14 protein-coding genes are annotated in these 25,672 nt (G+C 39.6%); 13 read left to right on the plus strand and 1 reads right to left on the minus strand.

Annotation, left to right across the window (positions count from 1 at the left end; translation table 11 throughout):
* Positions 1 to 3 precede the first annotated feature (3 nt).
* The 5 genes from msbA to kdsB all read left to right on the plus strand — a co-directional run bounded on the left by msbA (position 4) and on the right by kdsB (position 4,429).
* Positions 4 to 1,749: a lipid A ABC transporter ATP-binding protein/permease MsbA gene (msbA, locus tag PSF28_RS01300; RefSeq protein ID WP_210839492.1), complete on the plus strand. Its 1,746-nt coding sequence runs from the start codon at positions 4 to 6 to the stop codon at positions 1,747 to 1,749.
* Complete coding sequence (lpxK, locus tag PSF28_RS01305; RefSeq protein ID WP_210839490.1) at positions 1,746 to 2,744, plus strand: tetraacyldisaccharide 4'-kinase; 999 nt, start codon at positions 1,746 to 1,748, stop codon at positions 2,742 to 2,744. Before msbA ends, lpxK begins: the two co-directional genes overlap by 4 nt.
* Before the next feature lie 399 nt (positions 2,745 to 3,143).
* Positions 3,144 to 3,359: a cold-shock protein gene (locus PSF28_RS01310; protein WP_004909576.1), complete on the plus strand. Its 216-nt coding sequence runs from the start codon at positions 3,144 to 3,146 to the stop codon at positions 3,357 to 3,359.
* Positions 3,360 to 3,497: 138 nt separating this feature from the next.
* A complete protein-coding gene (locus PSF28_RS01315) occupies positions 3,498 to 3,677 on the plus strand; it encodes a Trm112 family protein (RefSeq protein WP_115167639.1) in 180 nt (59 codons plus the stop codon).
* 5 nt (positions 3,678 to 3,682) lie between these two features.
* Positions 3,683 to 4,429 (plus strand): 3-deoxy-manno-octulosonate cytidylyltransferase, encoded by a 747-nt coding sequence (gene kdsB, locus PSF28_RS01320; RefSeq protein WP_210839488.1) that lies wholly within the window; start codon positions 3,683 to 3,685, stop codon positions 4,427 to 4,429.
* 87 nt (positions 4,430 to 4,516) lie between these two features.
* Here the strand turns inward: kdsB and elyC are convergent, their stop codons facing one another.
* Positions 4,517 to 5,344, minus strand: a complete 828-nt coding sequence (elyC, locus tag PSF28_RS01325) for an envelope biogenesis factor ElyC (protein ID WP_210839486.1) — start codon at positions 5,342 to 5,344, stop codon at positions 4,517 to 4,519.
* A gap of 355 nt (positions 5,345 to 5,699) precedes the next feature.
* On the opposite strand from elyC, the gene cmoM reads away from it, so the two are divergent.
* The 8 genes from cmoM (at position 5,700) to PSF28_RS01365 (ending at position 25,607) form a co-directional block, all read left to right on the plus strand.
* On the plus strand, positions 5,700 to 6,488 hold the full coding sequence (gene cmoM / locus PSF28_RS01330) for a tRNA uridine 5-oxyacetic acid(34) methyltransferase CmoM (protein ID WP_272683410.1): 789 nt from the start codon (positions 5,700 to 5,702) through the stop codon (positions 6,486 to 6,488).
* Positions 6,485 to 7,810, plus strand: coding sequence for a chromosome partition protein MukF (gene mukF, locus PSF28_RS01335; protein WP_210839482.1), 1,326 nt, complete (start codon positions 6,485 to 6,487; stop codon positions 7,808 to 7,810). The genes cmoM and mukF overlap by 4 nt, the downstream gene beginning before the upstream one ends.
* Positions 7,791 to 8,516: a chromosome partition protein MukE gene (gene mukE, locus PSF28_RS01340; protein ID WP_210839474.1), complete on the plus strand. Its 726-nt coding sequence runs from the start codon at positions 7,791 to 7,793 to the stop codon at positions 8,514 to 8,516. The genes mukF and mukE overlap by 20 nt, the downstream gene beginning before the upstream one ends.
* The gene (gene mukB, locus PSF28_RS01345; RefSeq protein ID WP_210839472.1) at positions 8,516 to 12,961 is read left to right on the plus strand and encodes a chromosome partition protein MukB; all 4,446 of its coding nucleotides are present in this window, start codon (positions 8,516 to 8,518) and stop codon (positions 12,959 to 12,961) included. The genes mukE and mukB overlap by 1 nt, the downstream gene beginning before the upstream one ends.
* Positions 12,962 to 13,378: 417 nt before the next feature.
* Positions 13,379 to 15,121 carry a L,D-transpeptidase gene (ldtD, locus tag PSF28_RS01350; protein WP_210838434.1) on the plus strand — a complete coding sequence of 581 codons (1,743 nt, stop codon included), beginning with the start codon at positions 13,379 to 13,381 and terminating at the stop codon, positions 15,119 to 15,121.
* Positions 15,122 to 15,502: 381 nt separating this feature from the next.
* Complete coding sequence (locus PSF28_RS01355) at positions 15,503 to 16,051, plus strand: YcbK family protein (protein WP_210838436.1); 549 nt, start codon at positions 15,503 to 15,505, stop codon at positions 16,049 to 16,051.
* Between the two features lie 39 nt (positions 16,052 to 16,090).
* Positions 16,091 to 16,738 carry an MBL fold metallo-hydrolase gene (locus PSF28_RS01360; RefSeq protein ID WP_210838438.1) on the plus strand — a complete coding sequence of 216 codons (648 nt, stop codon included), beginning with the start codon at positions 16,091 to 16,093 and terminating at the stop codon, positions 16,736 to 16,738.
* Between the two features lie 220 nt (positions 16,739 to 16,958).
* On the plus strand, positions 16,959 to 25,607 hold the full coding sequence (locus PSF28_RS01365) for an anthrax toxin-like adenylyl cyclase domain-containing protein (protein WP_272684525.1): 8,649 nt from the start codon (positions 16,959 to 16,961) through the stop codon (positions 25,605 to 25,607).
* The last annotated feature ends 65 nt before the right edge of the window (positions 25,608 to 25,672 follow it).

Here is a 25,672-nt window from a genome sequence, read left to right on the forward strand (position 1 = left end):
AGTATGAATGATAAAGACCTTTCGACAAAACAAACTTTTCGTCGCTTGTGGCCGATAATAGCGCCTTTTAAAGCGGGTTTAATCGTTGCAGCAATAGCACTTATCATAAACGCAGCAGGTGACGCGTTTATGATTTCTTTATTAAAACCTTTATTGGATGAAGGCTTTGATAAGGCAGATAATGACGTTTTAAAATGGCTTCCGCTCGCGGTGTTAGGATTAATGATTGTTCGTGGTGGGTCTAGCTTTGTTTCAACCTATTGTGTTTCGTGGGTTGCAGGTAAAGTCGTGATGAACATGCGCCGTAAATTATTTGGTCATATGATGGGAATGCCGGTTAGTTTTTTTGACCAGCAATCGACAGGAACACTGTTATCTAGGATTACCTATGACTCAGAACAAGTTGCATCCTCTTCTTCTGGGGCATTAATTACAATTATTCGGGAAAGTGCTTATATCATCGGGCTGTTTGCGATGATGTTTTATTATAGCTGGCAACTCTCCCTTATTTTAATCGTGATCGCCCCCGTTGTATCCGTCACTATTCGTATTGTCTCCAAACGTTTTCGTAAGATCAGTAAAAACATGCAAACGGGTATGGGGCATGTGACGGCTAGCGCGGAACAGATGTTAAAAGGCCATAAAGAAGTTTTAATTTTTGGTGGGCAGAAAGTTGAGACTGAGCGATTTAATAAAGTCAGTAACAATATGCGCCGCCAAAATATGAAAATGGTAACCGCTTCAGCAATTTCAGACCCTATTGTTCAGTTAATTGCATCATTTGCATTAGCATTTGTCCTATATGCTGCGAGTTTTCCTGAAATTCGTGATCAGCTAACTTCAGGTACAATTGCTGTTGTATTCTCATCAATGTTTGCATTGATGCGCCCATTAAAATCATTAACGAACGTTAACTCTCAATTCCAACGTGGTATGGCGGCCTGCCAAACTTTATTTGCTATCTTAGATTCTGAACAAGAGAAAGATAATGGAACCAAAGTACTTAAAGAAGTTAAAGGTGATATTAAATTTGAGCATGTCACCTTTACCTATGCAACCAAAGAGCATCCTGCGTTAGACGATGTTTCATTTACTTTGCCAGCAGGAAAATCAGTTGCTTTAGTTGGGCGATCGGGCTCAGGTAAATCCACAATTGCAAATTTGATTACACGTTTTTATGACATTGATGAAGGGTCTATTCAAATTGATGGCCATGACATCCGTGAATACACATTGTCTTCATTGCGTAGCCAAGTCGCATTAGTTTCTCAGCATGTTTATCTATTTAACGATACAATAGCGAATAATATTGCTTATGCAACAGATGGTAGCTACAGTCGTGAGCAAATAGAGAAAGCTGCAGAAATGGCCTATGCAATGGATTTCATTGCTAAACTTGAAAAAGGCCTAGATACCGTTATTGGGGAAAATGGTGTGATGCTTTCTGGCGGACAACGTCAAAGAATTGCGATTGCTCGCGCACTTCTACGCGACGCTCCAATTCTTATTCTTGATGAAGCGACATCTGCACTAGATACAGAGTCTGAACGTGCTATTCAAGCAGCCCTCGACGAGTTACAGAAAAATAGAACATCCTTGGTCATTGCTCACCGACTATCGACGATAGAAAATGCGGATGAAATATTAGTTGTACAAGATGGACGAATCATTGAACGTGGTAACCATGCATCGCTATTAGCTCAAGATGGCGCATATTCACAATTACATAGTATTCAATTTAAACAATGATAGAACGTATTTGGTCTGGTAAATCATGGCTGTATCTCTTATTACTGCCGTTATCTTTCCTGTATGGGTTAGTAACGGTAATTAGGGATGTGGTTTATAAAATCGGGCTAAAACGTTCATGGAAAGCCCCAATTCCAGTGGTAGTGGTTGGAAACCTGACAGCGGGGGGAAATGGTAAAACCCCTGTTGTTATCTGGTTAGTGGAATCACTTACTAAAGAAGGCTGCCGTGTGGGGGTTGTTTCTCGAGGTTATGGTGGTAAATCTGAAAAGTACCCGCTGATACTCGATGAAACAACGACAACTGAAGTTGCAGGGGATGAGCCCGTATTAATTTTTCATCGTACTAAATCTCCTGTAGCGGTTGCCCCCAAGCGTAGTGATGCAGTTAAAGCTTTACTAGAGAAATTTCCATTAGATGTGATTATTACTGATGATGGGCTGCAACATTATGCATTGCAACGTGACTACGAAATTGTCGTTATTGATGGTCAACGTCGGTTTGGTAATGGTTGGTGGTTGCCTGCAGGGCCTATGCGCGAAAGGGCTGGGCGTTTGAAGAGTGTCAATGCTGTCGTTGTTAACGGCGGTGAAGCTCAAGAAAATGAAGCCTTAATGGCCCTTGAAGGTGATGTTGCTTGTAACCTTGTTAGTGGTGAAAAACGAGCGGTTACACAATTACCTGCGGTTATCGCAATGGCAGGTATTGGTCATCCACCTCGTTTTTTTACCTCATTAGAAAACAAAGGGGTAGATGTCATTAACACTTATGCTTTTGCTGACCATCAGTCATATGAATTAAAACAGCTTTCGCGGTTAGTTAAAAATGAGCAAAACTTATTAATGACCGAAAAGGATGCGGTGAAATGTCGTGCTTTTGCACAACCGAATTGGTGGTTCCTGCCTGTCCAAGCACAATTACAGCCGACAGACGCTGAAAAAATCTTAAGTGGAATAAAAAAACTTATTACAAATAACAAAAAAACTTGTCTATAACGTTCCTCTGTGATAATAATATCGCCAATGTGATATAGATCCACTTATTATGTATCTAGATGCAATACATTGATAATTGGATTTCATACTAGCTTAAATTTCACGCTCCGTTCTTTAGTTAGTCTTCATATCCTCGCACAATCTATACTGTAAAGTCGCTGTCACTGCGTTTTGTCATCATAATGTCAAAATAGACTGTTAACTTCTCAGTAGATTTGCGGTGTCTGAAATCTACATTTATGAGCGTTATAAAATATGCACAATGATTTGTGCGCATGAATTGGTAAAGTTTAATTACTCTTTGATGTATTAATAGATCGGCAATTTATAAATGGGAAGCAAGAAAGAGTAATGATACAAAGATAAAAATATTGTTCTCAGAACAAAAGGAGTTTTAATATGAATTTTCAATTACATATGGGTCGAGTTAAATGGTTTGACGCAAAAGAAGGTTACGGTTTTATTTCCCCATTCAATGGTGGTGATGATGTATTTGTGACAACAAAGTCAATTGCTAATAAAAAAATCAAATCATTATTCGAAGGTCAAAACGTTGAGTTCTCTGTTACTCGTAATTCGGATGGCGTAACGGCAGCTGACGTTATTGCTTATTAAATAATAAACAGAACAATTTCTCCTGCTTTATCCTCTCATCTCCTGCAGGAGATCTTATTCAGGAAGATTAAAGTTAACGGTGATATCTGCATGTGATATCCTGACTCCAAGTGAGTTAAAATCCATTCGGGAGAAAACATGGATCACCGTTTACTTGAAATCGTTGCCTGTCCTGTATGCCACGGCAAATTGAGTTATAATAAAGAAAACCTTGAACTTATCTGTAAGTTTGATCATCTAGCCTATCCAATTCGTGATGGCATTCCTGTATTGCTAGAAAATGAAGCGCGCCCTATTTCATTAGATGAAGGCCAGTAATCATCATGTTTACGGTTATTATTCCTGCTCGTTATGCATCAACACGTCTACCTGGTAAACCTTTGGCCGATATCCATGGCAAGCCGATGGTTGTTCGAGTGATGGAGCAAGCGATTAAATCGGGTGCTAGTCGAGTGATAGTTGCGACAGATCACGCTGATGTTGCTAAAGCGGTGATTGAAGCAGGTGGCGAAGCTTGTATGACGAATCCAGACCATCAATCTGGAACAGAAAGGTTGGCTGAAGTTATTGATACCTACGCTTTTTCTGACAATGAAATCATCGTGAATGTGCAAGGTGATGAACCTTTAATTCCACCGGAGATTATCAGCCAAGTTGCTCATAACCTTCAGGGGAGCAAAGCTGAAATGGGGACACTTGCTGTGCCTATTAATGATGCTCATGAAGCATTTAACCCAAATGCTGTGAAGGTTGTTACTGATCACGAAGGTTATGCATTGTATTTTTCTCGGGCAACCATTCCTTGGGATAGAGACAACTTTGCGAAAAGCCAAGACACAATAGGTGATACCTTTTTACGTCATATTGGTATATACGCTTATCGTGCAGGGTTTATTCGCCGTTATATTAAGTGGGAAGCAAGCCCATTAGAAAAAATTGAAATGTTAGAGCAACTTAGGGTGCTTTGGTATGGAGAGAAAATTCATGTGGATGTTGCGAAAACGACACCAGGTGCTGGTGTTGATACCCCTGAAGACCTTGAACTAGTTAGAAAGCAATTTATTCAGTAATCAGCATTTCCCTAATAGCTGGAATAGCTAATATGCGATTTAGCTAAATGAAAGGTGTAATCTCAATAGATTACACCTTTTTCGTTACTATTCAGCGGTAATAACTTCAGGCGTGGCAAGCTGCTCTTCTAACGTTTGTGTGTTATTGGGTTTTAAATGCCACCAAAGCGTACCAAGAAATTCATACCAAGCACGTTCGCTATGACCGAAGTAATATGAGGAAGGGATGTATTTCTCCCATGGATTAATTTCACTCGTGATAACTAACTGGTTTGCGGGTGCAGGGAAAGGGTTCATTCCCCGTTGAGTAAACATAGTCATCGCTCGAGGTAAATGGTTAGCAGAAGTGACTAATAAAAAAGGCGATTTCCCAATAATTTTTTCAACTTCATAAGCTTCTTCTTGTGTATCTTTGGGTTCAGTGAGTGGGATCGTATCCTGTGCGGGAACACCCAAGGATTGCGCAACTTGTGCGGCAACTTCGGCACTGCTGATAGGGCTACTTGCTTTACCACCAGTGAAAATGAGTTTACTGCCGGGGTGTTTTAGATAAAGGCGGACGCCTTCAGTCACTCTAGGTAAGCTATTATTCAATAGGTTAGAACTTGGGCTCCAATCAGGGTTATATGTAAAACCGCCCCCGAGTACAACAATGTAACGTACCTCTTGAGGTGGAGTTTCAGTGATAAGTTCATAGCGTTTATTAAATTGTTTTTCTGCAGGAGCAAGCAAAGTATCTGAAATAGGCTGTAACCCTAATAGGGTTATTAAAACTAAACTTAGGGTAGCAAATGCTTTCCCACAACGTTGCCAGCGCGTGAACCACAGCAAAAGTAACCCGATAAACCCGACGATGAGCAATAATGGTAATGGCATCAATAGCGAACCAATATATTTTTTTAAGAGAAATAACATAACTAAGCCTATTCTTAAGAGTTATCGAACAATCGTTGTGGTGGTGTTTGCAGAAAAAAAACGCAATAAAGCAGCTAAATTGGCGTAAAAATAACAAGTTAGTGTTTAATAGCACTAAATCGAAATTTACTGAGTACAATAAAGTACTATGCAAAAATATAGCTATTATCTGTTATAATTCCTGCCTTAACTGTCGCTTGGCATTGTATGTGATAAGTACAATGTAATGTGAGAATATTTCTGGTTAGCATTAATTTTCTCAGTATCAGGATGTAATCAACCATTTTACGTTTTTTCGCGACAAATTGGCTCATAAACCGCTTTAAATAATAGATGATAGGCAACCGGATAGCACATGGCAGACCGCAACTTTGATGATATTGTCGATAAATTTGCAAAAAATATCTACGGAACGACAAAAGGAAAAATACGAGAAGCGGTAGTTTGGCAAGATTTAACTCAATTATTGTGCAGCCAATTTGAGGGTAAAACCCTAAAAATACTTGATGCAGGCGGTGGTGAAGGGCATTTTTCACGCAAACTTGCCGAAATGGGGCATCAAGTGATACTTTGCGATTTATCCGAAGAGATGTTGGAGCGTGCCAGTGAACTCGCCAAGAAACAAGGCATAAGCGATAACATGCGTTTTATTCATTGTGCAGTGCAAGACATAGCTCAGTATGTTGATGAACCAGTCGACCTTGTTTTATTTCATGCAGTACTTGAATGGATTAGCGATCAAAAATATGCAATTGAACAACTGGTAGATATAATTAGACCTGAAGGCGTATTTTCTGTCATGTTCTATAATGCAAATGGCTTGGTGATGCGTAACGCAATTTTGGGAAATTTTCATCTTGCAACGCCACATATTCAACGTCGTCGTAAACGCTCGTTATCACCACAAAACCCGCTTTTTCCTCATCAAGTTGATACTTGGTTGGAGGAGTGCAATATGCAAATCATCGGTAAAAGTGGTGTTAGGGTATTCCATGACTATTTACAAAGTCGGCAGTTACAGCAAAAAGATTTTCCGGCATTGTTGGCATTAGAACAGCAGTATTGCCGTGAAGAACCCTATATTAGCATGGGGCGTTATATTCATGTCATGGCACGCAAACAAATACAAAAGGACGATTTATGAGTGATTTTTCCCAGACCGTCCCTGAACTTGTGTCTTGGGCACGAAAAAATGATTTTTCAATTTCACTTCCTGCTGAACGTTTAGCATTTTTGCTGGCGGTAGCGGTATTAAACAGTGAAAGAGTCAATGGTGAAATGAGTGAAGGGGAGCTGATTGATGCCTTTCGTGAGGTTTGCAAAGGGTTTGAACAGACGACTGAATCTTTGGCGGTAAGAGCCAATAATGCTATCAATGATATGGTTCGCCAGAAGATATTTAACCGTTTTGCTAGTGACCTTGTTGAAGGTAATGCAATTTACCGTCTAACCCCTTTGGGGATTGGTATCAGCGATTATTATATTCGTCAGCGAGAATTCTCAACATTAAGACTTTCCATGCAGCTTTCTATTGTTGCAGGAGAACTACAACGTGCCGCTGAAGCCGCTGAGGAAGGGGGGGATGAATTTTATTGGCACCGTTATGTATTTGCTCCACTAAAATATTCAGTTGCTGAAATTTTTGACAGTATTGATTTATCGCAACGCATTATGGATGAACAACAAAATTCAGTAAAAGAAGATATTGCGGCATTATTAAATCAAGACTGGCAGGCGGCTATCGCTAACTGTGAGCAATTATTGTCAGAAACATCAGGTACATTGCGCGAATTGCAAGACACCTTAGAAGCCGCAGGGGATAAACTGCAAGCGAATTTATTACGTATCCAAGAAGCCAATATGAATGCGCCAGTGTTCTCGGACTTAGTGGATAGGCTTATTTTTGATCTGCAAAATAAATTAGACCGTATCGTTAGCTGGGGTCAACAATCTATCGATTTATGGATTGGTTATGATCGTCATGTTCATAAGTTTATCCGTACGGCCATCGATATGGATAAAAATAGAATTTTTTCTCAGCGGTTACGTCAATCCGTTCAGCATTACCTTGATAGCCCTTGGGCGCTCACTTACGCCAATGCGGATCGATTATTCGATATGCGTGATGAAGAGCTCGCGTTGCATGATGAAGAAGTCACGGGTGAATTACCTCCAGAGCTTGAATTTGAAGAGTTTAGTGAATTAAATGATCAGCTTGCAGAGCTAATGGAAATTGAGTTAGCCATTTATAAAATCGAGCAGCGGCCACTCGATGTGGGCCGTGTGTTGCATGACTACTTACTGCAATATCCACAAAAACGTCATTTTGATGTTGCTCGAATTATTATCGACCAAGCTGTTAAATTAGGTATCGCAGAGGCTGATTTGGCGGGATTACCGGCAGAATGGCAAGCTATTAATGATCACGGAGCCAAGGTACAGGCACATGTCATCGACAAATATTGAACAATTTATGCCAGTTAAACTGGCTCAAGCATTAGCTAACCCGATTTTTCCAGAGCTAGACAGCCAATTGCGTTCAGGTCGCCATATTAGTGTTGATGACCTCGATAACCACGCATTTTTAATGGATTTTCAGGAAGCATTAGAGCAATTTTATGCACGATATAACGTAGAGCTAATTCGCGCCCCTGAAGGTTTCTTCTATTTACGTCCGCGCTCAACAACCTTAATACCTCGCTCCGTGTTATCTGAATTAGATATGATGGTCGGCAAAATTCTTTGTTATCTCTATCTCAGCCCTGAACGCTTGAGTAACCAAGGTATTTTTACCTCACAAGAGTTATTTGAAGAATTGTTATCATTAGCGGATGAAAGCAAATTACTTAAATTTGTTAATCAACGTTCGACAGGTTCTGACCTAGATAAACAAAAATTGCAGGAAAAATTAAGAACATCACTTAATCGCTTACGCCGTTTGGGAATGGTGCATTTCCTGCAAAATGATTCGAGTAAATTTATTATTAGTGAATCTGTATTCCGTTTTGGTGCCGATGTGCGCAGTGGTGATAATCCACAAGATGCGCAGTTACGGATGATCCGTGATGGTGAAGCTATCTCTCTTGACGGTGAATTATCACTAAAAGACAGTGATGAAGAGAATGGCGAAGAGAGTCAAGAACCGGCAGAAAGTGATGAGGATGAAGAATAATGATTGAACGCGGAAAATTTCGCTCACTGACGCTGGTGAATTGGAACGGTTTTTTTGCCCGAACTTTTGACCTTGATGAATTAGTGACTACGTTATCGGGTGGTAATGGTGCTGGCAAATCAACCACAATGGCGGCGTTTATTACCGCGATGATCCCCGATTTAACCTTACTTCACTTCCGTAACACAACGGAAGCTGGTGCGACATCAGGTTCGCGTGATAAAGGCTTGCATGGGAAATTACGCCCTGGGGTCTGCTACGCTATTTTGGATGTATTAAACTCGAAGCATCAGCGTGTTATGGTGGGAGTGCGTTTACAGCAAGTCGCTGGGCGCGATAAAAAAGTCGATATCAAGCCATTTATGGTTCAAGGTATTCCTTTAGCGACTGTGCCGACAGAAATATTGACTGAAGTGATTGATGGGCGCCAAGCCAAAGTCATTCCACTGAATGAACTCAAAGAACGCCTTGAGCAACAAGACGGGATCTTATTCAAGCAGTTTAACTCGATAACAGACTATCATTCGGTTTTATTTGAATTAGGGGTTTTACCTAAACGCTTACGCTCCGCGAGTGATCGAAGCAAATATTATCGACTAATTGAAGCATCACTATATGGCGGTATTTCTAGCGCAATCACCCGCTCATTACGTGATTATTTATTGCCAGAAAACAGTGGGGTACGTAAAGCATTCCAAGATATGGAAGCTGCTTTGCGTGAAAACCGTTTAACATTAGAAGCCATTCGTGTAACGCAATCTGACCGCGACTTATTCAAACATTTGATTAGCCAGGCGACTGATTATGTTTCTGCGGATTATATGCGCCATTCCAATGAAAGACGGATTCACCTTGATGCAGCACTGGCTGCGCGCAATGAGTTATTAGCCAGCCGTAAACAATTGCGAATTGAACAAATCCGCAGTGTCGAAATGGCGCGTGAGTTGAATGAGCAGAATGGAGCTTCTACAGAATTAGAAGCGGACTACCAAGCAGCCAGTGACCATTTGAATTTAGTGCAAGCGGCACTGCGTCAGCAAGAGAAAATTGACCGGTATCAGGCGGATATCGAAGAGCTGACTTATCGCCTTGAAGAACAAAGTGAAGTCGTTGCTGAAGCGACTGAAACTCAAGATGAGTATGAGGCACGAGCTGAAGCCGCTGAAATTGAAGTTGATGAACTAAAAAACCAACTCGCCGATTACCAACAAGCGTTGGATGTACAACAAACACGTGCTATTCAGTACCAACAAGCGTTGCATGCTTTAACGCGTGCTCGTGAATTATGCCAACTTTCTGAATTATCCATTGATAATGCAGATGAATGGTTAGATACCTTCGAAGCGCGTGAGCAACAAGCAACTCAAGCATTATTAGCGCTTGAGCAAAAAATGAGTGTGGCGGATGCCGCACATAGCCAATTTGAGCAAGCCTATCAATTAGTTAAAAGTATGGTAGGTGACGTGAGCCGCAGTGATGCATACCAACAAGCGCGGGCGTTATTGCGTGATTGGTCATCTCAACAGCATTTAGCGGAGCGAGTGCAACCGTTACGTATGCAACTCTCTGAATTACAACAGCGTTTGAATAGCCAGCAAAATGCAGAACGTATGTTGGCAGAATTTTGTAAACGTCATGGGCAAAGCTATGAGCCAGATGAGCTTGACGCATTAATGGCTGAGCTGGAAGCACAACAAGAGGAACTTAGTGTTGGTGTGAATGAGAGTGGTGAAAGACGGATGCAAATGCGCCAAGAATTGGAACAAATTCGCCAGCGTATTAGCCAACTTTCATCTAAAGCTCCCGCATGGATTATGGCTCAAGAAGCTCTAACACAGCTTAATGAGCAATCCCATGAAACGTTTGAGTCAAGTACTGCAGTGACTGAATTTATGCAGCAACTCCTCGAACAAGAAAGGGAAATAACGGTTGAACGAGATGAAGTTGCTGCGCAACGTAAAGATCTCGAAAAGCAAATAGAGCGGCTAAGCCAGCCAAGCGGTGCTGAAGATGGCCGCATGTTAGCGTTGGCAGAGCGCTTTAATGGTGTTTTGTTATCTGAAATTTATGATGATATTACCATCGAAGATGCGGCTTATTTTTCTGCATTATATGGCCCAGCTCGTCATGGTATTGTGGTTCAAGACTTATCTGTGGTTCGTAGCCAGCTAGAAACATTACAAGATTGCCCTGATGATGTTTATTTTATCGAAGGGGATCCTCAATCGTTCGATGACAGCGTTTTTGATGCGCAAGAATTTGAAAGTGCGGTATTAGTCCGTTCGTCTGAGCGCCAATGGCGTTACTCTCGTTATCCTGAATTGCCTTTGTTTGGTCGTGCAGCTCGTGAAAGTCATTTAGAGTCATTAACTGCTGAGCGTGATGAGTTGGCTGAGCGTTATGCGAATTTATCATTTGACGTACAGAAAATTCAGCGTTCACACCAAGCATTCAGTCGGTTTATTGGTCAACATATTTCGGTGGCCTTTGAAGATGATCCTGAAGCTGAAATTCGTACGCTTAATCAGAAACGTTCGGAAATTGAACGTGCTTTGGCACAGTTTGAAGAGCAAACTCAGCAACAACGTCAACAATTTGCACAAGGCAAAGAAAGCCTTGCTGCTCTTAATCGCTTATTACCTCAGATGGGGTTATTACTCGATGAAACATTGGTGGACAGAGTCGAAGAGATAAGCGTAGAGCTAACGGAAGCGGAAGAAGCCGCACATTTTCTGAATAAACATGGTCATGCGTTAGAAAAATTAGAACCGATTGTGACAGTATTGCTCAGTGACCCTGAACAACACGAGCAATTACGCAAAGATTATGAGTCAGCAAAACACAGCCAACAAAATGCTAAACAGCAAGCTTTTGCATTAGTCGAAGTCGTTCAGCGCCGTGCTCACTTTAGTTACAGTGATTCAACGGGGATGGTGAATGAAAATGCGGACTTGAATGAAAAACTACGCCAGCGTCTAGAGCAGGCAGAAACTGAACGTACACGTGCTCGTGAACAATTGCGTCAGCACCAAGCACAAAGTGCACAGTTCCATCAAGTTCTCGCTTCGTTACGCAGTTCTTTCGATACCAAACAAGAGATGTTGAAAGAACTCGAAGTTGAAATGCAAGAAATTGGCGTAAAAGCGGATCCTGATGCTCAAGAACGTGCTCGAATTCGACGTGATGAACTGCACCAGCGAGTCATGGAAAATCGTAGTCGTATTAACCAGTTAGAAAAACAGCTGACGTTATGTGAAGCTGAAATGGATAACTTACAAAAGCGTCTTCGTAAGTTAGAAAAAGACTACTATATGCTGCGTGAGCAGGTAGTGACAGCAAAAGCCGGTTGGTGTGCGGTCATGCGCTTGGTGAAAGACAATGGCGTTGAGCGTCGTCTACATCGCCGTGAGCTGGCCTATACTGACGGTGATAGCTTACGTTCGATGTCGGATAAAGCCTTGGGTGCGCTGCGTTTAGCGGTTGCGGATAACGAGCATTTACGTGATGTATTGCGTTTATCTGAAGACCCAAAACACCCAGAGCGGAAGATAAACTTCTTTATCGCGGTATACCAACACCTACGTGAACGTATTCGCCAAGATATTATTCGTACAGATGACCCGATTGATGCAATCGAGCAAATGGAAATTGAACTGGCGCGTTTAACAGAAGAGCTAACAGCGCGTGAGCAAAAATTGGCGATCAGTTCAAAAAGTGTGGCAAATATTATTCGCAAAACCATTCAGCGCGAGCAAAATCGTATTCGTATGCTAAACCAAGGGCTGCAAGCGGTAGCGTTTGGCCAGGTTAAAGGGGTTCGCCTCAATGTGAATATTCGAGAAAGTCATGCGTTGTTACTCAGTGTGCTTTCTGAAGAAAGTGAAATGCATCAAGACTTGTTCACCAGCCAACGGTTAACATTCTCTGAAGCGATGGCGAAATTGTATCAACGCCTTAACCCACAAGTGGATGTTGGGCAGCGGTTGCCACAAACGATAGGTGAAGAATTACTTGATTACCGTAATTACTTAGAGTTAGACGTCGAGGTGAACAGAGGTTCAGATGGCTGGCTAAAAGCAGAAAGTGGCGCGTTATCAACGGGTGAAGCGATTGGTACTGGGATGTCGATCTTAGTGATGGTGGTACAGAGCTGGGAAGAGGAGTCTCGTCGTTTACGTGCGAAAGATATTATTCCTTGTCGTTTATTATTCTTAGATGAAGCTGCGCGATTAGATGCTAAATCTATTGCGACATTATTTGAGCTGTGCGATAGGCTTGAAATGCAATTGATTATTGCCGCACCAGAAAACATTAGCCCAGAGAAAGGCACGACGTATAAATTAGTTCGTAAAGTAATTGGTACACATGAGCATGTGCATGTTGTTGGTTTAAAAGGGTTTGGACAAGAAAACCCGAATGTACAAGCACTCTCATTGCAGCAATAATTTTTGTGAATAAAATGAAAGCCGGTATTTAGGAATGAATATCGGCTTTTTTATATTTAACAAATAACATAAAAGCGGTTTCATAGGAGTATTAATTAATTTGAATAAAACCCGATTTTTAAAATATATTATCCCATGATAAAAACCACTTTTTTTATATGGAGTTAAGTGGTGAAGAAAACGTTGGGTAAAGCTTTTAATTAAAATAAAATTCATCTATGTTTAAAGCACTAATAAATTTTTGAACTCCTCATGATGAAAATAATTCTTTTTCTCACTAATCGTTAACGTAACTGCATATAATCTGAAAAAAGGAAAATTAGTCTATTCCTATAACATTACTGCTAAAATTAAATACAATAAAATTGTAATTATAATAAAAAAATTGTTATCCATGTAGTAAATTAAGGTGGATGTATGGCGAAGAGAAGAGTGCGAGCTCTGCAAGTCTCAGTAATATGCGGGTTGATGGCGTTACAATTTCCTGCATTTTCAAACGAAGAAAATACGCAACAAAGTGTTTCTGAAGTTCAAACGGTAGCTTCAGTTACACCAACAGAAAGTTTAGCCAAAATAACACAGTCGCTTCCTGCGGATGTGAAACCCATTTTTTCTACGCAATTAGCAAAACTATATGCTGATAGGCAAATGCAGCTATTGTGGCAAGATGAAACAGCAATTAGCCAATTTCAACAGCAATTGGCCGAATTATCTCTTGCTGGGGTTCAGCCACAATTCGGGGAATGGTTGGCGATATTGGAAAATAACCAATTAAATGAGTTGGGCCGTGACGCTATTTTATCTGATGCCATGCTTGGATATTTACAGTATTTATCTTCGATAGAAGCGAGTGGGCAGTACTGGCTATATACAAATCGGCCATATAAAATTATTGCACCCACGACGGCTCAAATGAAACCATGGCTAGAGGCAGTTGAGTCTAATAACCTAAGTAATTGGGTAAAATCACAGGCACCAAATCATCCAATGTATTTGCCAATGCGCAAGGAAATGTTGAAGTTATTGGCGATGCCTGAAGATAATTTGGAAATGGTGGGAACAAAAACATTAAAGCCAGGACAGTCTAGCGATGATGTGGTTATTTTACGTCAAATTCTGCAACGTGAAGGGTTACTTGAAGGTGGAAGTGTAACCGAAGAAATTGAACCTCCAGAAACAATGGCTCAAATTGCAGAGCAGGCGGTTGAACAAACAGTCGAACCAACAGAAACACCTGTGAGCACTGTGTCAAAAGTATATGACCAAGAACTCGTCGACGCTGTAAAAAAATTCCAATTACAATATGGTTTAGAAGCCGATGGTGTGGTTGGAAAAGGTACACGTGTTTGGCTAAATATGCAGCCTAAGCAGAAAGCGGGTTTAATGGCGCTTAATATTCAGCGCTTGCGTATTATTCCTGCAAGTAGTGGTACTGGGATTTTAGTTAATATTCCAGGTTACTCTTTAGATTTTTATTTAAATGATGAAGTAATATTAGATTCTAAAGTGATTGTTGGTCGTGCTGATCGCAAAACACCGATCATGAGCAGTGCGCTAAATAACGTGGTCATTAATCCGCCTTGGAGCGTGCCAACCAGTATGGCCCGTAAAGATATTGCACCGAAAGGAAAACAAGACCCAAGTTATTTTAGCCGTAAAGGATATACGGTTTATTCCGGATGGGGCGCTGATTCATATGAAATCAACCCATATTCTATTGACTGGGATAATATCACCCCAGCGAATTTCCCATATCGCATTCGACAAGCACCGGGCCCAACTAACTCATTAGGGCGCTACAAGTTTAATATGCCGAGTTCAGATGCGATTTATTTACACGATACACCAAACCATAGTTTATTTAATCGTAATGCACGTGCAATAAGCTCTGGATGTGTGCGAGTGAATAAAGCAAGCGAATTAGCCAGTATTTTGTTAGGTGATGCCGGTTGGGAACAAAAACGAATTGATGGTGCATTGAAAGAAGGCTCAACACGGTATGTGAATATACCCGATAGGATCCCGGTTTTTCTGTACTATCAAACTGCTTGGGTAGATAAAGACCAGCAACCACAATATCGAGCCGATATTTATCAGTATGATAATTCCATTAATAATGCAGATAAATATTTGCCAATATTGAAAAAGGTTTTACACTAATCGTTTATTTAAAAGGGGAGCTTTTCTCCCCTTAAATATTTTAAATTAACTGTTTGAATATTCTTCGTCGTACATTTCCATTCAGCAAAACTCCACTAAAATCCGTTTTTATCCTGTTTATTCCGTTGTTTTATGGGTATCCACTTATTACCATTGTATTCACCTTTGATAAAGGCAGCATAATTTGTGTTTTAAATTGCATGTTTCGAGCAGTTTGAGTGACAAAACTCTCTTTTTGACGAAAATTGCAATAAAATTCCTGTGAAGTATGCATATCTTTACATAATTATACATTAAAGCTAGGCATGATTTGCTAGACTCAATAGGTTGCCAAAATTTTATCGATTAATACTGAATTTATTAGAGTCTGAGCTATCACCTATGGATATAATTGATCAATCCCGCAGAAAGTGGTTAGGTATTGGGGCCGCAACGATTGGCCTTAGCTTATTACCAAGCCATGTATTTGCTGCAATGACGACCCCTCGACCACGTATTTTACGTTTTCAAAATATTAATACAGGCGAATCGTTAAAAACTGAATTTTTTGACGGGCGCCGTTACAATAAGTCTGAACTAGCACGTTTAAATCATTTTTTCCGTGACTATCGTTGTGACAAAGTGAAAACCATCGACCCTAAACTGTTTGACCAAATCTATTTATTACAAATGATGATGGGAACAAATAAACCTGTACAGCTGATTTCAGGTTACCGTTCCTTAGAAACAAATAACCAACTGCGCCGTAAGGGTTCAGGGGTAGCGAAAAAAAGCTATCATACTCGCGGGCAAGCAATGGATTTTCATATCGAAGGGTTACAATTGAGCAATATTCGCAAAGCTGCGCTGAAAATGAAGGCTGGTGGTGTTGGTTATTATCCTCGAAGCAATTTTATACATATTGATACAGGACCTGCAAGAACGTGGTAATCTGTGCATAGGTGACACAGATTACGGAGTAATTGCTCGATGAAATATACTATTATCCCAGTAACACCGTTTATGCAAAACTGCCAAGTTATTTGGGATGAAAATACGTTAGATGCAGTCGTTGTTGATCCCGGTGGAGAAGCAGAAAAATTAATTTCTGCTATTGAAAACCTTGGGTTGAAGTTAACTAAAATTCTGTTAACTCATGGACATTCTGATCATATAGGTGCATCAGCTATTCTTTCTAAGCATTTTTCAGTGCCTATTTATGGCCCACAAAAAGAAGACGCTTTTTGGATTGAAAACCTCGCAGAGCAAAATGCGATGTTTTACATAGGTGAATGCCCTGATTTTACGCCAGATTACTGGTTAGAAGAAGGGGATAAAGTAACTTGTGGCAATATTACATTCGATGTATTGCATTGTCCTGGTCATACCCCTGGGCATATTATTTTTGTGAATCACGCTGATAAATTAATTTCAATGGGTGATGTATTGTTTAAAGGGGGAGTCGGGCGAAGTGATTTTCCACGTGGTAACCATCAAGACTTAATTTCCTCTATTAAAAACAAAGTATTGCCTCTTGGCGATGATTTTGAATTTATTCCAGGGCATGGCCCAATGTCTAATCTCGGTTTTGAGCGAAAAACAAACCCTTTCTTGCAAGATGAACAGCCTATCTGGTAATCATCTCATCTGATTTGAACCCCTTAAATATAGGGGTTTTTTTATAGTTTGATATTTAGCATGTTATAAAAATAATAATTAACACTATGTCCTAATTGTTCTCAATCTAGTTTGGGAATACCTTGAATTTTGCTATTTTCCTATCGAAAAATAATTATTTTTTTTAATAATAATTAATTGAAATGGTTAGTGAATTTGTAATTTTTAGGGAAATAAGAATATGAATGATAAGGATGTCAAAGTAACAATTCAAGGTAATAACAAAGCAGGACGAGGTTATTCGAGTATCAATCTACAGCTGAAACCGTTGGCAGAACCTGTCTCGCAGGTTAAAACAGGCATTCCAGTGAGCCATCAACGCATTTTTACGAAAATAGCTACCGAAGAAAATATTATTATTGGTATACGGCCAGTAGATATTAAATCAACGAGTTTAATTGAATCGGGAATGTACAGTAGTAAAGGTTTAGCCGTTAAAGGTAAAAGTGCAGATTGGGGACCTCACAGTGGCTTTATTCCAATTCAACAACAATTTGCAAAAAAATCAGGTCGAGATAATAGCAGCCAATTTAATGACCAAATTCAGGGGCTACTTGGCACTGGTAAGGTCATTAGTGTTCATTTAGAGATTAGTACTGAGCGAATTGATGAATTATTGCGATTTAGTGCCATTTCACCATTAGAACCCATCGATAATGGTGGCTATCAACGTATTACATCTATTGTTAATGGTAACGAAAAAGTATTTTTTCTGAGGAAAAATGAAAATAGCGCTTCAAATAGTTGGAAAGTTTATCATCAAGATAGCGGAAAATTCACTGAATTTCTGGTTGTTGGAGATAGCAAAACTGGCAAGCCGATAACGGCTGATTATGATTTATTTAGTATTATATTTCCAATATCGGATTTGGAACATTATATCAAAGTCAGTGAAATGCCATCTTGGGAAGAGTGGAAAAAAAGTGTTAATTATGATGAATTATCCTTCAAGCAAAAAAAATTATTTAATAACAAGACGGAATATGATCGTTATGAGGGGCAAGATAACGGAGTTATCAATAAAAAAATAAAACAGATTAAAAATAATATTAATCGCCAACTAGGCCGTGAAAATGGGTTTGAAATGGTTCACCACGGTGCTGATGATGCTAGCCCTGCCAGCGTTATGAGTGAAAATTTTCCGATAACGTTTTTCTTACCTGAAAGTTTGAAGGGTAAAAATAAACTTAAGGGATCAACCGAATCAATAAAAACTTATTTTCCAACGAATTCCAATGGCTCTATTATTATTAATGATGTGGATCAGCTATCTAATTTCCAACAACTATTAATTAATCAGGGATATCGAGCTCCGTTAAACAAAAAATGGAGTGAAGGTGATAGTAGCGGGTTATTTGAACCGAAAAGAAAAATATCAGCCAGCTACTTAGAAGGGGTAATATCAATTCGGCGGAAAAAAAGCCTGAATGACAATGCGGAAAATAATCAACAAGCTAGTGATATTGACGATGAATTTAAAGATATCCATTTAGATGATGATGCTAATAAACGTAAACCTATTCTTGCAGGAGAGCATTCACCCGAAATAGAAAACATAGATATTTGGAAGAAGCCTTTGCTGGAATATAATAATGAGAAGACTTTAGAAACAAAAAATAATCAACAAAGTAGTACTAATAGTGAGCAACCAAATAAGTATAACTATAATGTCATCATTCAATTAGAGGGGGATAGTGTAACTGCGGGGGCTGTAGCTAATGCATTTTCTAAACACCCTGCTGATACGATGGTTATTCAATATAGTTTAATGACACAGCAATATAATGTTTTACATGGTGATATTACCCGAGCTCAGTCAGGGAAAGTGCGTTGGATAACGGTAGGGCATGGTGATTATTTTGGCGCAAATAATCCAACCGTCTATGCCTATAAATCAGCAAGTGAATATACCGAAGGACTAAATTATCTAAAACAAAAAGTGTTCAATAATCATAATCCAGATAAGTTAGTCATGTTGGGCTGCCAGTTAAGCCGCGGCGGGATAAATGAAAACTTTGCATTGAAAGCCGTTGTACTGCTAAGTGAGAGCCATATTAATGTGCCAGTTGTTGCTTACAGCCGGGAAATTAATGTGGCAAATAATGGCCAGAAAAGAATTTATCCTACTGGGGAATATGGAAGTTCAGTTGCTACAGAGGGTTATAAGATGATTTATACATATCATTCTGAGACGGGCCAAGTAGAGATAAATAATCGGTTCGCAGCACTACATTTTATTAATGAATTACGTCGTGGTGAACTCACCTTTGCCCAGTTAATACAATCTTCTAAGATAGATCCTTTACGTATGTTTAGAGGTATAGATCCTCGAATATTTGATATCAATTTATTAAAACAAGTGTGTTATAACCCTGATGCATATAGATTATTCGATGAAGAATTAAACAAAAGTAATGGAGTTTTACCGGCGGATTTTCACACGAAATTTTCCAAGAAACTTAGCGAAATGAAAATTACTGATGTGCCTCTTTGGGAAATGGTCGACGCTGAACGCATTCTTAAAGCACCGACGGGTAGACAGCCGACGAGCTCAGAGCAGGTTGTTGTTATTCGCTTGTCTGAGGGTGAGAGTGGCTTACATCTAGCAGAAAAAATAGCGACTAGGGACCCATTGGGTACGGTAATATTTCAAATGGATGTAGACCGGAAAAAACACATTTTAGAATATGGTTCATTAGATTTAGCCACTTCAGCTCAAAGGCAACATAAGGTCAGTTGGTTGCTTATAGGGGATGATGGCGTTATTCAAAAATCAGCGACTAGGTTGGCCGCTGAATTATCGGTATTAAGAAAGAAGTACCCACAAATAGATGCTCAAAATATTATATTTCATTTAACCGATCCTTCAATGAAAGAGACAGGAAGTCGGCATAGGCAATTTATCTATGAGTTTTCTAGTAACCTAAAAACACGTGGAATTCCATTGACAGTTAAATCTAACTTTAATGATGAAACTCAAGGTCATTTGTTAGAGCCACATAATAAAAAAAGAAAGGAAACAGTACTCAGTAAAAAATCACCCCATTCTATTATTGAGATACTTGAAAAAATAGCGTTAAAAGAAATTTCTATTCAAGATATCAATAAGACAGATCACGCTTATTTATTGACGTATTTTTCAGATGAAAATGGAAATATAGATGTTAAAAAATTAAACATCGCAGTATCAGACCCGTTAGTTAACCGAAAACTAAATGAATTTCTAAGTCATAACGCTGAAACGAATACATTATCACTAGAGCTGCTTTTAGAACCTACAATATCAAGTAGCCATCAACAACAAGCAGGCGATATTCAGACATTATTGATCGCAATAAAAAATGACATATCAATATTAAATCACTTAAGTGGGCGTTCGCAGAAGATATTAATGAAACTATTTCCCGCAGGGGATGGAATAGATAAAGGCAAAATTTTAGCATTAGTGACAGATAATCATGAATTCATTTCATTTAGCAATAGGTTAAATGACTTTAGTAAACTCTCCACAGCTAATTTTACTGGCGATAATGCGCCATTAAAAAAATATTCTTTTGCGGATGCATTTAGTATTTATGAACAAAGCCAAGTACAGCGATTGACCCAATTTAACCAACAGTTAATGTATGGTAATAAGGTTGAGCTAGTGAACCATGGAGTTATTCGTTTTGGCTCTCAAAGCCGCGGGATGGATCAAACTTTGGGGGGAACATACGCAGTTGAATTTTATTTAGCAGGTGGTCATTTAGCACGAGACTTTATTGAACGTAAATCGCAAATAGAGCAAGCTACAGTGAAAAATGCATCGACATCAGCAGAAAGATCACTGTTGAGAAAGATGGAACAGTACAGCCAATATATTAATATTGAAGTTCACAATAATGGGGTTTCAATAGCGGATCAACCGATAGAAAATCTATTTTCAGCAGTTACAGATACGAATAACGTAATAATATTCTTAAAGGGGAAAACGGTCACTTACACCGTCACTCATGTGCAACGTAATGGAGGTTATGAAATTAGCTTATTTGACCCTCAAGGGGTCCAACTGAGTGTAAAAAACAGATCTTCTCAGCAAGCTCAGCAGCAATTCCAACGGCAAATTAAGCATTACTTTAGTGAAAGCCTCCAACTTTCTGATGGTGAATTCAGAGCAGACTTCCAGCTTATTGACTTGGATTCGACAGGTTTTAAAAGCGCATTGCCTTCTATGCGCAGCCAACGACAAACAATTATTGACCAAGCTGAATTTACGCTACCAAAAAACCGTTGGGTCACGCTCAATGGTGAAAAAATTGCCTTTGCGAAATTACAACAACTAGGTGCAACGATTGATGGAAAACCAATTTCTTTAGGTGACCTTAATACTACTGATTTACATAATAAAATTCGTTTTTCCCCTGATAAACTAACCATGTATTTCACGCTGATGGAAGGCGGAAAAGAAGATCTCGCTTTCATTAAAGTGTTCCATGAGCAATTAAAATCAGCAGATATCCATCAGCTAGTCGAGCGCCAAGTTAATTTTGCAGAATCGGGGGTATTGAAAAGACAGTTCAAATATTTGGCGAATAATCTCGATATTCAACGGGATATTATCCCACCGTCAACGCTGCTTAAGATTCACCAAGCCGGCCATAAGCTTCCTCAATTTCAGCGTATAGCAAATCGCTCTGGGCAAATAATGGGCGCAGCCGGTGCTATCCAAAGTTTGATTAGCGCGCATACAATTTTGGATAAATTAGATAACCCTGACCTTAGTGACGAGGAAATTAAAGAGTTAGAAAAACAGTTTTATTTGCTGGCTGCGTCTGCCCTGTTTAATTATGGCGATATGATAGTGCAACCAATGCTATTAAATATCGCACCAGGTAAGGGAGCCACCTCATTAGTTCGCGCGAGGATTGCTACAGGAACCGTGGTGATTTTCAATTTGGTGGGGATGGGAATTGATGTTTATCAAGCTTACGATAGCTTATCTAAATTGGACTGCGTAACAGACTCTAAACAGCGCCAAGACCTTATTGTAAATGCTTCTTTTTCTATTGCGAGTGCAGTGATTAATGGAGTCACCGTTATTGGTATTTTAGTGGGGTCCTCTGCAATTCCAGTCGCTGGGCTAGTTATTGGTGGGATATTACTAGTAGGAGGCTGGGTTTATAGCGGCGTTCGCGCGGTTGAAAATATCAAACAAGTTATTGATATTGATTGGGATCGTGAATTAGAAGAAGGGATCCGTGGTGCTTTAGGCCTAGACCCAACCCTACGTAGTCAGCAAGAAATGAATGTACAACATTATATTAATGCTTTTAAAGAGCAAGATTGGCATATGGATCTAGCTTTATTTGAAAATAATATTCTACAAGCAGGATTTGCTCATCACCTCAGTATTATTGAAAAGCCCACCTATGAAAATGAACAGCGATACTATTTAGTTGATAATTATAATAATTATAATAATTATGATAATTATTTCTACGGTAAGCTGGGGAATCTATATATGGGGGCGGGGGAGACTTCTGTACGGTTTGTACGTAAAGGGGCTCCCACGTTTACGGCTGATGAGGTTGATTTTATTTTAAAAAATAAAGTTGTCCGAACCACTGCGTGGTTTAAAAATTTAAAGCATCTCTATGAAAAAATGGGCTGGCCTTTTCGTCATGGTTTTCGTCTTCAATCAAAAAAGAAAGCGGTATTTGATCTTAAAAATACGGGCAGTATCGCCACTCATGAGCGTTATTCTTTAAATTCTGCTTATAAGAGCCCATTATTTGAGGCATTTAAAGCACGACATCAAATTTTAGATAATGAATTGTCATTGCCCCTGCAATATCAGTTAATAAATTCTCACCCGGAACAAATTAGTTTTTATTCGAAAAAAACGGAGTTCGGTGTCTTAGGGCAACATATGTTCAGAGAAAACGAACGTGCTTTTAGTGAGCATTTAGTGAATAACAGCCAGCGAACAGCGTTATATATTGAAAATACCAATAGTGAAGGAACCAGCTGGAATACGGCGAATGGTAATGATGTTGTCATTGGTAAAAAAGCACAGAAAAATGCCTTTCAGGTGTTATCCGGTGAGAAATATTTTGCAGGAGGAGATGAGAGCGATCTATTTTTTATCCGAGATAGCAGTTTAGCCTCGTTAACATCCCGAGAAGATAACAAGCCGACTAAGTACCTTGATGGCCAAGGGGGGCAGGATACCGTCATTATTGATAACCTACCCGATAGCTATCGTGTATGCGTAAACTTAAACAAAAATATGTTGCATTATCAGCGAGAGGGAGATAACCCATTTATTCCGGTTGCGCATTTGCAAAGTATGGAAAGTGTGATGGTCAGGGGGAATAGCAATGACCATTTACAGGGGAATGACACTGCAAACATATTGGATGGTGGGCTAGGTCAGGATATCTTAAAGGGTAAAGGAGGGGATGATAAACTCATTTTAACTCAAGGTATTGCCATTGGTGGTGATGGAAATGACAATTATCATATTCGCCGCTATGAGTGGCTTGAACATGCTGATGACTTGTACCTTACAGAGCGTTATTTTGACAGAAAAGACAAAGCAGTGAAAACGCGAAAGTACCTTAACCCTAGCTATACAGAAGGTCGCCATCAGTTTCAGGCAAAGGTGGTTATTAAAGAATCTAATTACTTACAAAGCAGAGTCACTTTAGAGTATTTTTTAGATGAAATAAAGCACGTTCAAATAGACGGCAACCACTTGGTTTTAACGCTCAAACAACCCAAAAATAGTATTGATGGCCATTTTTTTCAAAATGTGGAAAGTGAAGTCACTATTGTTCTCGAAAATGTGCAAGATTCGGCTTTGAAGGCACCACATCATGGATATCAGCTACAAACTCTTGATGGTTGGGTGATGATAACAGTGATAGATGAAAAACATCCTAACCAGTATTTCAGCTTAAGTTATGTACAAGAAAGTGACCAACTCCCTTCTACAGACGGAAAATCCGTCAAAATAGATGAATCAGTGGGTATTATAACGATAAACCAATCTCGTCATTATAAAAAGCCTACATGGGGATGGTTCATTCCAATAGGCCATGCAAAGCATTTAACTTACCGTGGAAATAGTCAAAACAACGTATTACCCCTGATAAAACTAGGGAGTTATATTGAAGTGAGTCAAGGACTAGATACCTATCAAATAGTGCAAGGCAAAGAGGAGTATGGTGAGGTTGAGTTTGATTTTTCTAAAGTAAATGACTGTTTTACAGATAAAGATAGTCTGTGCTTATTGTTACCTACAGAGATTGGTTATTCACTCTATATGGACGATGGACAGCTATACAGCGTAGATAAATTTGGGCAAAAAAAATTGGCGATTAAATTTAGCAACGTAGGTAATAAGCTCTCTGACGTTGTTTTAATCCAAGATAAGCATAGCAATTTATTTAAAGTCAACTTACAGGAAAACCGCCTATCACCAGTAAACCCAGTTAAAGAAAGTAGCACAAGTGACGATCAAATTATCTTGCCAATGGGCTATCAATCCGAAAAGCATGTTATTGATGCTCAAAGCGGTGACGATACTATTATCAATAAAGGTTTAGAAAGTTATGTCCTGTTGGGGGGAGATGGTGATGATAATCTTAAAGCTAGTGGTGGAAATAATATTTTATATGGTGGTGCGGGGGATAACTTTGTCAGTGGTGGATTAGGCCATGATCTGCTGTTATCAAGTCAGGGAAACGATACGCTAATGGGAGGCGTTGGGGATGACCACTATATCATCGATGGTAATCAGACTGGTGCGGTATATATTGAAGACTCTATTGGGAATAACAATATTCATTTGGTTAATTTTAAACATCAACCAATCGAAGAGGGTGATGCAAAATACCAGTTTTATGCATCATCAGCCGGTAAGCTTGTAAAAATTAAAGCCTTTAACGACGATGGCGAAGGAAACTTCAATATTCACCACTATGAGCGGCTAGACGAAAAATTTAGCTCCTCCACGAGCCACGGGATGACCCCGCTCGTTAATTATCTCTCTGAAAAACTCCATAAAGCCAAGCAGTCTGGGGAATTCACCACTTGGAAACCTATTGATGAACTTACAAGCACATTAAATGGCGTGGTAGTCAATGACGGCGCGAGACCTTTAAACCTAACGTTGAAAGATGATGGCATTGTATTACATCAGGATTGTACAAGAAATAATTGGCTTATTGATACCTTAGGTGGCAATGATCATGTCATGGATATGTCTCAACAAGGGCGCATTATTAAGGGGGGGAGTGGTCACGATAAGCTGATTACCCAAGGCGGTGAAAATGTGCTGTATGGCGGGCAAGGTGATGATATTTTATTGGCACAAGGGATGCATCAAGATGTACTAATCTCTTTAGATGGAAAAGACCAATTAGCGGGAACTCAAGGTGATGACCTCTATATTGTCAGCGGTCATGGAAAAGGTGATGTGAAGATCACGGATGTTGAGGGGCGCAATCAAGTGGTGTTAATTGATTTAGAGGAAACTAATTATAAACAATTATCAACTAACATTGCTGAAACAACATATCGCTCAAAGAGTGGAAGGGAAGTAACGCTGATTCATAACAACCATATTGGGTCAAAGAATCATGTCATGCAGGTGCGTCATCTTAACAGTTATCAGCAATTATCGGAACAACATATAGAGAAAACCATTGACCGTTTGGTTCAGCTACTCGTTGAAGAGCGCATTGATTATGAACGAAATCTCGACCTTAGCATCCCTAATGATAATTACCGGAAGAATTGGGGAGCGGTACAAATAACGGAGCGCTTCCTTAGCCATCTTAAATAGCTTTTTATAAAAAATGCCAGTCAGTAACGCGACTGACTGGCATGATATTAAATACGCTGCTTTAA

It is taken from the genome of Providencia sp. PROV130 (assembly GCF_028482225.1).
In the GTDB taxonomy this organism is placed as follows: Bacteria; Pseudomonadota; Gammaproteobacteria; order Enterobacterales; family Enterobacteriaceae; genus Providencia; species Providencia rettgeri.